This is a genomic window from Clostridium sp. UBA1056 (genome assembly GCA_002316385.1).
Taxonomy (GTDB): domain Bacteria; phylum Bacillota; class Clostridia; order Clostridiales; family Clostridiaceae; genus Clostridium_J.
Window position 1 is genome coordinate 17,011 of the sequence record DCDL01000041.1, and the last position, 15,076, is coordinate 32,086.

Below are 15,076 nucleotides of genomic sequence, written 5' to 3' on the forward strand. Positions count from 1 at the left end.
TATAGAATTAATAAATACATTATATTAAATAATTAAGTAAATCCCAATTAGGTGATTTTAAAGAATGCTTTTACATTTTATTTATTATGCTTTCTCTTGACATTATTCATTATGAAACCACTTTCAGGTAATGTTGGAATTTTTACTATACTATAGCTTAAGTCTTGCTTAGGAACTTGAAACTCAATTTTGTTAATAAGAAAATCTACACTCACTTTCATAATTTCTATAGTAATGTTTTCACCAGGACAACGATGTCCTTTTGCAGTTTCACCACCACCTTGTGGAATAAAATCAAATAAATTTTTATCCCAGTTTTCAAATCGTTCAGGTCTGAACTCATAAGGATTATACCAAATTCTTGCATCATGGTTTGTTCCATAAATATCAAGCAATACAAGGATATCCTCTTTAAATTCATAATGGTTCCATGTAAAATTCTTTTTAACTCTTGCACCGAGGAAAGGGGTAAATGGATAGTAACGTCTCACTTCTTCCACAAACATTTCCAAATCATTATTATTACCCTTAAGTAATACATCTTTACATTCAGGATGTTCATGTAAAGCTAAAGCTGCAAAGGTAATAAAAGTTGAAATAGCAATAATAGGCCGTATTACATTAATGAGTTCTATAGCTGCTATTTGATCATCCAATTGATTACCATATAAATCTTTATGAAAAGCAATTTCATAAAGCGGTGATCCTTCTTCAGCTTTAAACTTGCCAGCTCTTAGATCCTTGATAATTTCTTTTATCCAATCTTCAGTTTTAGATCTAGATTTTCTTCCTTTCCAGTATCGTGGTCCAATTCCTCCAAAGGCGTCAACCATATCACTAAAATCATCTGCTTTATCTTTTGCTTCTGATTCTGTTAATGGAACTCCAGCCCAGTAACATGCTACCCAACATAAAATCTCCTTTACTTCATTAAAGAGCACAACCTCATCAGAATTTTCCCATTTACTAATGCGTTCTTCCAATTTTTCAATTGTAAGTTTAGCTAGATATTTTTGATGTGGTGGTGTCATAAGAGACATAAAAAGAAGTTTACGATGAGCATGAGCTTCACCATCCATACCTTGAATTGCATTTAATCCAAACAATGTTTTTTGTACTCTTTTAGGTACAGCACCTTGTCGTTTGAATCTTTCGGAATCGTAAAACATTTTGGCAGCTTCTTTCCCACTAATACAAACTACTTTTTGTCCTAAGAGATGAGTTTCAAATATATCAGATTGATAACTATCAACATTACATTTTATAAAGGTATATCCCTTTTTTAGTAAGTCTACAGTATTATCTAGACCTTTATCATGTGGAATTTGTTCATTCATTTATTTTTCTTCTCCTTTCTATTTTGCTAAAGAAAGAATTTTTTATATAAAAGCTCTCTAGCAACTTATTATTCTCATACAAGCAATAAAGTATTCATTATTAATAGGCTAACTTTTCCAGGGTCTATTCCTATATGTATAATAAAAACTAGAGATTTATAATTATATGCTTTATTAAGGAAAAGAAGTAATGAATATAAAATAATTATAAATATAAAATAATTATAAATATAAAATATAAAGTGAATTAAATATAAAAGGTTTAAGATTTTGGATAGAGAATTAAATAATCAAGAAACAGAATAAATTTGGAAAAATTTAAGAGAAATGATATAATACTCAAGTAAATATATGTACTTTGGGTGATTATATTATATAAATTGCAATGCACATATATGATAGCTATAAATACTAAACTTGAATTATTATATATAAATACTATTTTAGTTAAGTGGGGATGGGTGAGAAAATGGAGAAAATATTAATTACAGGAGCAGATGGATTTTTTGCTTCAAGGTTTATAGAATATTATAGAATGAAATATAATATCATAGCCCTTGGAAGAAAGGATTTAGATATAACTGATGAAAAGAAGACTATTGAGGTTATAGAAAGGAATAATCCAGATTATGTAATACATGCTGCTGCTTTATCTGATACAGGAGCTTGTGAAAGAAATCCACAGTTATCCTATGATATAAATGTTAAAGGAACAATTAATATAGCAAAGGGATGTAAAAACTCCAATAGTAAATTAATATACTTTAGTTCAGATCAAGTGTATAGTAATAATAGTTCCTCAGGGCCTTATAATGAGGAAAGCATTTTAACGCCTAAAACAGTATATGCTTTACATAAGATAGAAGCTGAAAAAAGAATATTAGAATTAGTAGATGAAGCAATCATTTTAAGGATTACTTGGCTTTTTAGTCTGCCAGAGAGAAATAAGAGAATAAAGTCTAATATTATTTGGAATGTTGTAAAATGTGCTATGGAAAATAAAACTATAGAATTTCCACAGAGTGACTATAGGGGAATTACCTACGTATATGATTTAATTGAGGTATTTGATAGAATTCTTAAAATACCTAGAGGTATTTATAATGCTGGCAGTGAAAATGATTTGGGAGCCTATGATATTGCTAAGATTGTGTTCAATGAATTAAATTTAGCTGATATGATAGAAGAACTTCTTGTTAAAAATAACAATATGCATCGAGATATAAGAATATCTAATGATAAACTTAAAACATATGATGTACACTTCCCATCTACAGAGGAAGCAGTTAAAAAGTGCATAAAAGACTTTTCTTTTAAGATGGAATAAAGGATTTAAGAATATCATTCTAACAATATAATAACATTATATTAAACGATGGATAAGTCTTACAGATGATAAAAAGGTGTTGCAAATTGCAACATCTTTTTTTGTTTAAACATGTGTATAAAGTAGATACCTATAGTAGTACGAGGATAAAGACATTTTGGTATTAGTATATAGATGTGAAAATTTTTAAAAAGTTAAGTATATAAAAAGTTAAATATATAACTTTTTATATATTCCCATAGATAAAATTTTTCTTCCATTTAACAGTTATTTACTGTATTATTAAAATATTACTATATATTTGACTTAAGAAATAAAATTATAATATTAAGTGAGGTGTAAGATAATGTACCTATTCCCTAAAAACCTATATACAGATGTAAGAATTGAGACAGTTATCAAAACTAAGATTGCATTAGAAAACTTTCAGCTAAAACAAAATAAAGTGAGCACAGAAAAAGGTGCAATGATTCGTATTTTTGACGGAGATAGATGGTATTATAGTGCAACTACAGAAGTTGATCATTTACAAGAAGAAATTGATAAATTGGCAAGAATGGCTACACTTAATCCTAATATTGATGAACATCCAGTAGTAAAGAGAATAGAGGTAAATAAAGAGACATGTCTAAGATATGTAGACTGTGATATTTCTAAAATTAGTAATGGTAAGAAATTAGAAATGCTTAATACTTATATTCCTATACTAAAAGAAGAAAATGAAGTCCAAGTGTCAAAAATGTTTTATCTAGATAACCATACGGTGAAGCATATTATTTCTAGTAAAGGTACAGATGTTACTTTCGATATACAAAATTGTGCTATAGCAGTAAGGTATACTATAAAAAATAATAATATACCTTATAGTGGAGCAGAAGATGTATATAAAATGAAGTTTGAAGATTTAGCAAATCATCAAAAAGAGATACTAGAAATCCTTAAAAAAGATATAGAATATAACAAAGATGCTGTACCAGTTAAGCCTGGTAGTTATACATGTGTACTGTCTCCTGTTACAACAGGTGTATTTGCCCATGAGAGCTTTGGACATAAAAGTGAAGCGGACTTTATGATTGGTGATGAAGTGATGAAAAGAGAATGGGCTATTGGTAAACAAGTAGGTGCACCTATTTTAAACATCATAGATACAGGTTTATTAGAAGGATCAGGATATGTTCCTTTTGATGATGAAGGATGTAGAGCTAAGGAGAATTACATTATTAAAGATGGTATCTTAAAAGGGAGACTACACAGTAGCTATACAGCAGCTCTTTTAGAAGAAGAACCTACAGGAAATGCTCGTGCTATGAATTTTGAATTTGAGCCTATTGTTCGTATGACAACCACTTATATAGGAGCTGGAAACTTAACTAAGGAGGAACTAATAGGGGAGATTAAAGAAGGAATATACATTGATGATATAAATCATGGATCTGGAATGACAACCTTCACCATTGCACCAAGAAGAGCATATATGATACGTAATGGAAAATTAGCAGAACCAGTTAGAATTTCTGTAATAAGTGGTAATGTTATGAGTACCCTTTATAATATTGATGGTATTTCAAAGGATGTGGAGTTACTTTCTTTTGTTCTTGGTGGTTGTGGTAAAATGGAACAACATCCACTTAGTGTAGGCTTTGGTGGTCCATATATTCGTGTTAATGGCATAGTGGTTCAATAGGAGGATAAAGGAAATGATAAAGGAATTATATAAGAAAATAATAAAAGAAACATCCTTAAATGTGACTCAAAGTAGAATTGATTCTGTAAGAAAAAAGACTATTACTAAAAGTGGCTGTAGAGTATATAGTGATGGGTATATTGGAATTGAAGGTACGTTAGGAGAACCTACAGAGGATACATGGAAAAGAGCAGAGGCTAATTTGTCAGCTAAAGTTCCATATATCTCTGAGCCAGAAAAAGATATGAAGCGTATTAGAGATTTAAGAAAACTAAATATAAGTGATAAAGAATTTATTAGTACTATGGAAAATATTTTAGACACTTTGCATAAGGAATATCCTGATTTCATCTTTAGTAATAAAATTAATATGGTTGAAACAGAAATATCAATGACTAATGATGTTGGACTTCGCTATATTAATTATGATAAAACTATTGATATAGAACTTTTAATAAAACATGTGGATTCCTTAAATATTTTTGATACGGGGATACTTAATCAAAGTAGATATTTAGATGACAAAACTATTTTGATAATGGCTAAGGAAATGATAGAAGGATATAAAAATAAAGCAGATCTTCCAGAAAAGAAAAAGAATCTTGTGGTAGTTCAAGAAAATGAGTTATTAGGAAAGATTGAAAAAGAATTAAATGGGGAATCTATAGGTAGAGGTACATCGTTATTTAATGAAAAGATGAATCTAAAAGCATTTAATGAGAAGGTTACTATATATCAAGATAGTACGGATAAGATGTTTCATACACCGTTTTTTGATATGGAAGGTGTTGTAAATGAAAATGATAAATATAATCTTATTGAAAAAGGTATAATTAAAAGTGCCTATACTGATAAGAAAAGTTCAATAGAATTTTCTATGCCTTTAACAGGAGCTGCTAGTGGAAGCTATGATGAAGTTCCTACATTAAGTGGAGCTATGTTTTCTATCAAGTCAAGTGGTCAAACCTTAAAGGAATTATTGAATGGAGAATTAGCTATTCTTATTATTATGGTAAGTGGTGGTGATTTTACTAGTGAAGGAAATTTTGCTTCACCAGTTCAGATGGCTATGATAACCGATGGTGAGCATATTATTGGACGTTTACCTGAATTCAATATTTCAGGAAATTTATATGAAATTTATGGAGATGATTTTGTAGGAGTAAGTGAAGATAACCCATTTATAGGTGAGAATGCCCTAGTGGTAAAAATGAAGATAAATTAGTATAAGCTTAGGGAGCATCGAAAAGTTAAGTATAATTTAGTAAATATATATAGTAAAATATAATATAAAATAGATTTATAATATGGTTTTACAGTTTTACGGAGGAAGAAATGGATAAAAAGATACTTATAGGAGAAATGGCTAAGATTCACAATATATCAACTCAAACTTTAAGATATTATGATTCTATAGGACTATTAAAACCTAGACATAAGGATGAAGATAATAAATATAGATATTATGATATCGAACAGTTTGCTCAGCTTGACTCCATTCTATTCTTAAAAAAACTTGGAATGCCCCTTAAGGATATAAAAAAATATTTTTCTGATAGAAATCTTAAAATATTAATAGATCTCCTTAACAAGAAAGAAAAAGATATAGATAAGGAGATTGAAATTTTAGAAAGATATAAAAAAAGCATTTCTAAAAAACTTCAGTTTTTAGAGCAGAATATAGAAGAAGCTAAACTTGAAGAATGTGAGATAGTTGACCTAGAAAATAGAGATATAATATATATTTCTTTAAATGATAAAACAGATATATATAGTGTAGAGTACGGAATAAAAGAATTAAGTAATAGACTAGGGGATAATCTTTGCTTATTTGAAGGAAGAATAGGGGCATTTATTCCACAAGAGGACATTTTGAATAAAAAATATGTTACTTTTAAAGATATTGCTTTAATCTTCGATTATAGTATTTTTAATCACAAAAATATAAAAACTTTATCTAAAGGAAGGTATGCGAGAATAATTTATAGGGGACGCTACGACTATGCAGAAAAATATTTTGATAAACTTATAAAATTTATAGATATGAATGAATTAGAAAGTTCGGGAGATGGAATATTACTTACTGTAACTGATTCTGCATTTTCTTCAAAAGAAGAAGATTATTTAACAGAAATACAAATTCCTTTGAAATAATCTCTTGACATTATAGTTACTATAAGGTTTAGAATGTTAACTTGTGAGATATAAAATGGTTTGAAATTAAAATAAGGTATTTTAATTATTTCAATCAATAAATTATTTTAAGTAGGTGATATTATGAACTTTGTAGAATTAACAGAAATGAGATTAAATAAATTATTAGTAAAATTTTTGTTTCCTAGTATATTAGCTATGCTAGCAACTTCAGTAAATATTCTTTGTGATACCATATTTATAAGTCAAGGAATTGGAAAAGAAGGACTTTCAGCTCTTGGAATAGCTATACCTATATATAATGTGTATAATGCACTATCTCTTTTAATAGGAATGGGAGGAGCTACACTATATTCTATAAATATGGGAAAAAAGGAAAGTGAGAAAGCAAATAAAGTCTTTAGTACATCACTTTTTATAGCAATTATAATTGGTTTAGGTATTTCTATATTTGGGTATATTTTTTCCGAAAACGTTGCTATTATGTTTGGAGCTTCAGAAGAAATATTAGGGCTTTCTAATGAGTATCTAAAGGTAATATTATTATCAGGAATAAGTTTTGTATTATCAGGAGTTTTACAAGCCTTTATAAGAAATGATGGAGCTCCAAAGCTTTCAATGGTTGCAGGAATTACTGGAAACATGTGTAATGTAATTTTTGACTATATATTTATTTTTATACTTGATATGGGAATGAGGGGTGCTGCCATAGCAACAGCTATAGCACCAATGGTAACTTTAATAATTATGTCTATTAAATTTATTAAGAAGTCTGGCCACCTAAGATTTAATTATAAATTAATCAGAATTCCATATATCACTAATATTTTTAAATTAGGAATATCAAGCTCATTTATTGAGATATCTGGAGCTATTGTAATAATAACATTTAATTATATTTTAATAGGTATGATAGGGGAAATTGGAGTAGCAGCTTATAGTATCATTAGTAATATTGCTTTGATTGGAGTGGCTATATTGTCAGGAATAAGCCAAGCTATTCAGCCAATAGTTAGTGTTAACTTTGGAGCTGAACATCATGATAGAGTAATTAAAACTAGGAAAATAGCTCTATGTATTGCATTAACCTTTGGATTAGCGTTCTTTTTAATAGGTAATATTTTCACAAAAGAAATAATTAGCTTTTTTAACAATTCAGACCAAAGACTTATTGAAATTACAGCTAGAGGTATGAAAATATATTTCTTAGCATTTATTTTTATGGGAATTAATATGGTTAATATATCATTTTTCCAAGCAATTAGTCATGCTAAGATATCAAATACAATGTCTATAATAAAGAGCTTTGCATTAGTATTAATTAATCTTTGTATACTTCCTAAATTATTTGGTATAGATGGACTTTGGTTTACTATACCAGTATCAGAATTTATTACTTTGTTTATTGGATTATTCATAGTAAAATATAATATAAATAGCTTAAAATACAATGTATAAGATAGTTACACTAATTAGTAGTATATGTATAATAAATTAATATGATTAAATTAGAATAGGGTAATATAAGATTTTAAAGATTATTTTATTTTGGGTTATTGTAAAATAAAATTAAAATCAAAAGTTACAGCAGATGGATTTGCTTTGTGCATATTTGTCTGCTGTATTTTTGTATCTAAATATAGATACAAATTTAAAATTTTTGGAAAAAGTACTTTACCTGTCGTAGTAGTTATGGTACATTATAATTACTACGACAGATAAAGTACGCTAGACGTAGTAACTGCATAATATATACTAAAGATATATATATATAAATAGGTAAGTAGTTAGGAAAGGAGGATAACATTTGATAAGTAGCGATGTTATTAGAGGATACAATGATACTATAATTCTTTTCACTCTCCTAGATAGGGAGTCTTATGGATATGAAATATCTAAAACAATAAAAAAACTATCAGAGGAAAAGTATATTATAAAAGAAACCACATTATACTCTGCATTTACACGATTAGAGAATAACGGATATATAGAATCTTTTTATGGAGATGAAACCTTTGGAAAGAGAAGAACTTATTACAGAATCACATCTAAAGGGCGTGCTTACTACAAAGAAAAGTGTGATGAATGGAAGGTTATAAAGGAAGTTATGAATAAATTTATTAAGGAGATGAATGAGGATGGAGACCATTAAAAACTATTTAGACAATATATTTTCAAGTTTACCAAAGTCCGTGGAGATTATAAAAATGAAAGAAGAATTACTTTTAAATATGGAAGATAAGTATAATGAACTTAGAGAAAGTGGTAAGACAGAAAATGAAGCTATTGGTGTTGTAATTTCTGAGTTTGGAAATATTGATGAGCTAATAAAGGAACTTGGCATTAATACTACAACAAGAGAAATAGAAGATATTCCAACTATTACAATGGAAGAAGCAGAAAATTATATGAAGGATAAGATTAAGTATGGTAAAGCCATTGCTATTGGAGTTGTTTTATGTATTCTAGCACCAGCAATGTTAATGTTCACTCATAGTCTTATAGTGGATGGTATTTTTGGTACGAATATTGCAATAGATGTTTTAGAAGGACTTAGTATTATACCATTATGTATTTTAGTAGCTATTGCTGTTGGCCTATTTATCTATGCTGGTACTAAACTTGATAAGTATAAGTATTTAGAAGAAGATTTTATACTTCCATTACATGTAGAACAAAGGGTTAAGAATCTAAAACAAGAATTTGCGCCAACTTTCACTAGATCAACCATAGTGGGTGTCATACTTTGTGTATTATCACCTATTGCATTAATTGTTTTATCAGCATTGGGTGGGTATAATGACGACAAATTATCTTCCTATGGAGTAATTGTATTATTAATCATGGTAGCTGTTGCAGTATTTACATTTATAAGAATTGGAAGTATAAATAATAGCTATAGTATACTTTTACAAATTGAAGAATACTCCCAAAAGGGTAAAGAAAACAACAAGGTAATAGGTGCTGTTGCAGCAATTGTATGGCCACTTGCCACAGCTACATTTTTAATTTGGGGCTTAGGATTTGGAGCATGGCATATTTGCTGGATTGTATTTCCTGTTACAGGAGTACTTTTTGGGGCTTTTAGTGGAGCATATTCCATAATAAAGAATGATGATAAAAAATAGATCTAATAATATAAACAGCAAGTCGAAAATTAAAATTTCGGCTTGCTGTTTATTATAATTTAAAAACATTTTTAGATTTTACATTATGTTTTATATAGTTGGAGTATAATATAGAGAGAAATAGATTATATAAGTTAAGAGGTACATTATGGATGATATAAAAAAGTTATTTGATTTAAATATAGGATTAGTATTATCAGGTGGTGGCGCCAAAGGAGCTTATGAGGCTGGAATATTTAAAGCTCTTTGGGAATTAGATATAATAAGGAGAGTTTCAGTTGTATCAGGTACATCTATTGGTACAATAAATAGCCTAATGCTGTCTATGAATAATAACAGTATAATGGATGAAAGTTGGTCAAGCCTTACTTATTCTAGATTTATTAATCATGAGAGTCTTGCAAGAAATTTAAAGATTTCTCAATTAATTAAAAAGGCTAAGAATATTAAGCATATGGGGAAGGAACAAAAATTTAATGAATTGCTTAAAGTAAGTGACATAGGATTACTTTCTCAAAGTGGCATACGACAATTTATTGAAGAGTACGTTGATTTTAAAGTTATTAAAGAATCAAAAAAAATTCTTTATGCATGTGCTTATAATATAGACTTAGATGCTCCAGAGTATTTTAAGTTAAATGACTATGAAGATGAGGAGCTTATAGATATTGTCCTTGCTTCTTGTGCAGTACCATTTATTTTTAAACCTATAGACATTGACGAATATAGGTATGCAGATGGAGGAATAAACAATCCACAATATGTTTATCAAAATGCAGATAATGTACCAATAGCTCCGCTTAAAAACCATAATTGTGATGTTATTATAGTTGTACATTTATCCTACAAGCAACAATTAGATAAAAAGGGATTTGAAAATTATAACATTATTGAAATATACCCATCCATGCACTTAGAAACAATAAGTGGAATAGGTACAGTTAATATAATGCATAGTACATTAAATCAACATATAGAATTAGGATATCGTGATGGACTTTCAATTCTATCACCGATGATAATAGATATGATGAAGGGAAAGTCACTAAAAAATTTAATTGAGAAGCATGAAGAATACAATAGAGAACTGCTTAGTGGTAAGATCTAAAGAAAGACAATTTATGTAGCTTATTTTATCTCAATTGCTTTGCATCTCATTTTTTCTTTTTTAAAAGGTATATATTTTTTATTTGAAAATAATGCTATGTTTATTTATCGGACTGGACTGAATTGGGACTCCATATACTGTCATGATATAATAATATTGGATTACATTCTATAATATGTATGGTACTATTGTGATAGGAAATATGAGTAGAAATTTCAGGTTTAAATAGTAAAATTATGGGGGTAACATGGATAAGAATAAAAATAAATTAATAGAGCTTTGGGATAAAGTAGCATTGAATTTTGGTAGTATAGGTCCAAGATATTGGGATAGATTAGTTGAATTATCTCATATAGAAGAAGGAAATTATGTATTAGATATTGGCATGGGAAGAGGAGCATCTTTATTTCCAGCAAGAGAAAAAGTAGGACATGCTGGACAGGTTATAGGTATAGATATTTCGGGAATTATGGTAAGAACTACTAAAGAGAAAATTATAAAAGAAAATATAAAAGATATAGAAGTAATTCAGATGGATACAGAAAAATTAAATTTTCCCAAGGAATATTTTCATAATATAGTCTCTGGATTTAGTATAGGAAATGTAGCTCATAATAGGATGGCATTAAAGAATATATTGAAAGTTTTAAAAAAACAAGGAGAAATAGCATTTAGCTTTTGGGGTATACAGAAAGATCAAAAATGGTTAGACCATATAACAAATGAATTTTTACCTTCAAATAATTCTAAAGCTGTAGAAGATGATGCTACAAGTGAATCAATTATATTAAATACTGTAGAAGGAGTAAGTAGATTTTTAGAGAATTTAGGATTAAATGATATAACAGCTTATGAGGAAGAAAATAGAGTGATTTATTTAAATGCAAATCAATGGTGGAATGAAATGTGGAACAATGCTGCAAGAGGTATTTTTGAGAATATACAAAAACTTGGAAACGATAAATTTGAAGAATACCAAGAGAAAGTTAACCAAGGGTTAAGAGCCTATGAGAGTGATGAAGGTATATGCTTTAATATGAATGTGATATATGCTTATGGAATAAAGGAATAGAATGGGAATTAAAATGAATTTAGAATATAAAATCATAGGATAAAAGAAGTAGTTTTAATAGATTCTACATCATTTAACTTTAAGAAGGTATATAATCCTCATATACCAGCTATGAACTTACTTATAAACATAGATAAAATGATTGAAGGAAATATTCGTAGTTCAGAATGAGAAATAAAAGATTTATTTTAGAATTATTTAAGTGAAACACATATGAGTAAATTAATCCCTTGGAAATTAATTATTATATTCTAAGGGGTTTCTACATTTGTTTCAAAAGATAGACTAATTTAGTTGGATTATTTATTTAATACTTCCTAAATGTGTAAGAAAATTTAAATTAGCATAGACTACTAAAATCCAAAGGATATAAAGTAAATGTTTTAGAATGGAAGTAATAAATAAGTAATCGATAAGTAGATTTTAGCTACTACTTATTAGTTGCTTGAAGAGGCAACTTTGATTAAAAATTAGGTCAGGTTTACTTTACAACACACATGATGTAAAATATATCAATAAATTGAATAAATAAGTAAGACTTATAATAAATTTTATAATTTGATTTTTATCAATGTAAAAATTTGATGATGCTAACTAGATTTTACGTTAAACTTGTAATAAATAATAAAAAAATTGTTGTAAAATTCCAAGTCGCATAATATAATATGTCAGATATGCTACATTGGATGATAAGATTTATTACACTAGACTATGTTTATTTATTAGAAGTTTAGCTAATAAGTGTTAATAATGCAGATTCAATTTTATAGATAAATATATGGAAGGATTAAATAGTTATTTTGGTGTATTAAAGAGCAAATAATTATTAAATTATAGTAATTTTAATCACTAGCATAGACACAACTTGTAAATGATTGAACTAATTATTGAAAGCTGACAGTATATCAAAGGGGGATAAAATTATGAAAGTGAAAAAGCTTAAATTACAGAGCATTAGATTTAAACTTGTAGCTATATTATTACTAATTTGTTTAGTTCCAGTTGCTGTAATGGGTGCTACCATATATTTGAAATCTAAATCGACTCTAAGAAGTAAACTTGAAATTACAAGTAAACAAACAATCCTAGAGGTAAACAGAGGAATAGATAATTATTTTAAAGGAGTATCTAATTTAGTTGAGTTAATTTCTAATAATATAGATATAAAAGCAATAGATGAAAATAAAGAGCATTTTGAATTTGGAAAGGTACTGCTAGCTGACATAAAAAATGTAGATAAAGATATTATTACTATACATATTGCTACAGAGAAAGGAAGCTATTATGCTTGTCCAGAGGAGAGGATGGATTCTAATTTTGATTATAAGTCAAGACCATGGTACAAGTTAGCTATGGAGAATAAAGGAGAAATGGTTGTTACGGAGCCCTTTGTAAGCATTATAGATGGAAGAAATGTTGTGACTATTGCAAAGACAATAGAAGAAAATAATAAAGTAATTGGGGTAGCTGCTGTTAGTATTGATCTTGAAGGTCTTTCAAATAATTTATCAGAAATTAAAGTAGGAGATGCTGGTTACATGTATATATCAGATGCTAATGGCGTTTTAGTTTCACATCCTAATAAAGAAATAATAGGTACTAATGAGGCGGCTAAGCTCTCAGTCTGGAAGGAGATAAGTTCAAATGGAGAAGGATTTATTGAGTATGATTTTTATGGGAAGCGTAAGTTTGCTGTTTACAGTACAAGTGGATTAACAGGTTGGAAAATAGTAGCTTCTTTAGATAATAAAGAATTGATAAATGATACGAAGAACATTCAAAATATAACTATCATGACTTTAGGAGTAATCGCAATAATCGCAATAATAGTGTCTTTGATACTTAGTACTGCCATATCAAAAGATATAAATAAATTATTGGTAGCCTTTAATAAAGTTAAGGGTGGAGACTTAAGAGCTAAAGTTAATATAAAGTCAAAGGATGAATTTAAAAAGTTAGGTGAAGACTTTAATGAGATGATAGAAAATGTATCAGCTTTAATTAAAAGTGTTAACGAATCTTCTAATACTGTTTTAGAGACTTCATCAAATCTATCTATTATGTCTGAGGAGACAAGTACTTCAATAAGTGAGGTAGCAAGAGCTATTACAGATGTATCTAGTGGAGCTATTGAGCAAGCTAATAGCGCTCAAGATGGAGCTACAAGTATAATAGAGTTATCAGATAATCTAAATCTACTAAATAAAGCTACTGAAGCTATAGGGTTAGTTTATGAAAATACTAATAACCTATCAAGTAAAGGGTTAAAGATGGTAGGAACCCTTATAGAAAAATCTAATGATACTAAAGTTTCAACTACTAAGGTATCAGATTTAGTTAGAGAAATGGAAGAGAGCATAGGTAAAATAAATGCTGTATCAGATACTATCTCGCAAATTACGGAGCAAACTAATTTACTTTCTCTTAATGCATCTATTGAAGCAGCTAGAGCAGGTGAAGCTGGTAGAGGGTTTGCAGTAGTAGCTGAAGAGATTAGAAAATTAGCGGAGCAATCAAAGGACTCTACAACGGAAATTAAAAAGATAGTGGATGATATAAAGGTTAAAACTAAGGTTGCTGTAGTAGCTATTAAGGATACTGGAACGATAGTAGAGGAACAAGAAGTTGTAGTTGATCAAGCAAAATCCGTATTTAATGATATAATGTCAGGTGTTGATGATTTAATAAGTAAAGTTAGTGAAATTAGAGATTATATAGTTGTTATTAACGAAAAGAAGGAAAATGTAGTAACTCAGATAGAAAGTATATCATCTATATCACAAGAGACTGCTGCATCTTCAGAAGAGGTTACTGCATCAACGGAGGAAGTAATAAGTATCAGCGAGGAGCTTACAGTTCATGCTAATGAGTTGCAGCAGATGTCCGAAAATCTAAAAGTAATGATAAATACTTTTAAATTTGAATAAGTTATATAATATTTAGTCACTTTTATAATAAGAGAAGGAATTACAGTATGTACTGTATTCCTTCTTATTTTTTATGAGAATTATTAATTAATATATATAGCACCTTACAAAGATATATACTTAGTTATATATGGAGCATTTTAACATTTTAAAAAGTTATAAAGGAAAATATCTAACTATTTAACATTTTAATAAGAAGTTGGAATAGGATGGTCTGTAATGATTTAACAAAGCTACAATCAATAATAGAAAGCATTTTCGAAGATATTCATAAAGATAGTGCACGTCTTTCCAAATTTGTTAATGGCATCCTTATCTTGCAACATTGATACCAATTAT

The 15,076-nt window shown here is 28.5% G+C and carries 11 protein-coding genes; 10 read left to right on the forward strand and 1 reads right to left on the reverse strand.

The features are described 5' to 3' along the window. Nucleotides 1-77: 77 nt before the first annotated feature. Nucleotides 78-1,337, reverse strand: coding sequence for a cytochrome P450 (locus B3W71_RS10730; protein ID WP_346888923.1), 1,260 nt, complete (start codon nucleotides 1,335-1,337; stop codon nucleotides 78-80). A 469-nt stretch (nucleotides 1,338-1,806) separates the two neighbouring features. On the opposite strand from B3W71_RS10730, the gene B3W71_RS10735 reads away from it, so the two are divergent. The 10 genes from B3W71_RS10735 to B3W71_RS10780 all read left to right on the forward strand — a co-directional run bounded on the left by B3W71_RS10735 (nucleotide 1,807) and on the right by B3W71_RS10780 (nucleotide 14,737). Continuing rightward, the gene (locus B3W71_RS10735; RefSeq protein WP_346888924.1) at nucleotides 1,807-2,664 is read left to right on the forward strand and encodes an SDR family oxidoreductase; all 858 of its coding nucleotides are present in this window, start codon (nucleotides 1,807-1,809) and stop codon (nucleotides 2,662-2,664) included. A 346-nt stretch (nucleotides 2,665-3,010) separates the two neighbouring features. Next, on the forward strand, nucleotides 3,011-4,348 hold the full coding sequence (locus B3W71_RS10740; protein ID WP_346888925.1) for a TldD/PmbA family protein: 1,338 nt from the start codon (nucleotides 3,011-3,013) through the stop codon (nucleotides 4,346-4,348). 13 nt (nucleotides 4,349-4,361) lie between these two features. Next, complete coding sequence (locus tag B3W71_RS10745) at nucleotides 4,362-5,573, forward strand: metallopeptidase TldD-related protein (protein ID WP_346888926.1); 1,212 nt, start codon at nucleotides 4,362-4,364, stop codon at nucleotides 5,571-5,573. A 110-nt stretch (nucleotides 5,574-5,683) separates the two neighbouring features. After that, a complete protein-coding gene (locus tag B3W71_RS10750; protein ID WP_346888927.1) occupies nucleotides 5,684-6,502 on the forward strand; it encodes a MerR family transcriptional regulator in 819 nt (272 codons plus the stop codon). 123 nt (nucleotides 6,503-6,625) lie between these two features. After that, nucleotides 6,626-7,960: an MATE family efflux transporter gene (locus tag B3W71_RS10755; RefSeq protein WP_346888928.1), complete on the forward strand. Its 1,335-nt coding sequence runs from the start codon at nucleotides 6,626-6,628 to the stop codon at nucleotides 7,958-7,960. A 349-nt stretch (nucleotides 7,961-8,309) separates the two neighbouring features. Next, nucleotides 8,310-8,654: a PadR family transcriptional regulator gene (locus B3W71_RS10760; RefSeq protein WP_346888929.1), complete on the forward strand. Its 345-nt coding sequence runs from the start codon at nucleotides 8,310-8,312 to the stop codon at nucleotides 8,652-8,654. Further along, nucleotides 8,641-9,630: a permease prefix domain 1-containing protein gene (locus B3W71_RS10765; RefSeq protein ID WP_346888930.1), complete on the forward strand. Its 990-nt coding sequence runs from the start codon at nucleotides 8,641-8,643 to the stop codon at nucleotides 9,628-9,630. Before B3W71_RS10760 ends, B3W71_RS10765 begins: the two co-directional genes overlap by 14 nt. Before the next feature lie 148 nt (nucleotides 9,631-9,778). Continuing rightward, on the forward strand, nucleotides 9,779-10,738 hold the full coding sequence (locus B3W71_RS10770) for a patatin-like phospholipase family protein (RefSeq protein WP_346888931.1): 960 nt from the start codon (nucleotides 9,779-9,781) through the stop codon (nucleotides 10,736-10,738). Between the two features lie 247 nt (nucleotides 10,739-10,985). After that, on the forward strand, nucleotides 10,986-11,810 hold the full coding sequence (locus tag B3W71_RS10775; protein WP_346888932.1) for a class I SAM-dependent methyltransferase: 825 nt from the start codon (nucleotides 10,986-10,988) through the stop codon (nucleotides 11,808-11,810). A gap of 923 nt (nucleotides 11,811-12,733) precedes the next feature. Continuing rightward, on the forward strand, nucleotides 12,734-14,737 hold the full coding sequence (locus B3W71_RS10780; RefSeq protein ID WP_346888933.1) for a methyl-accepting chemotaxis protein: 2,004 nt from the start codon (nucleotides 12,734-12,736) through the stop codon (nucleotides 14,735-14,737). The last annotated feature ends 339 nt before the right edge of the window (nucleotides 14,738-15,076 follow it).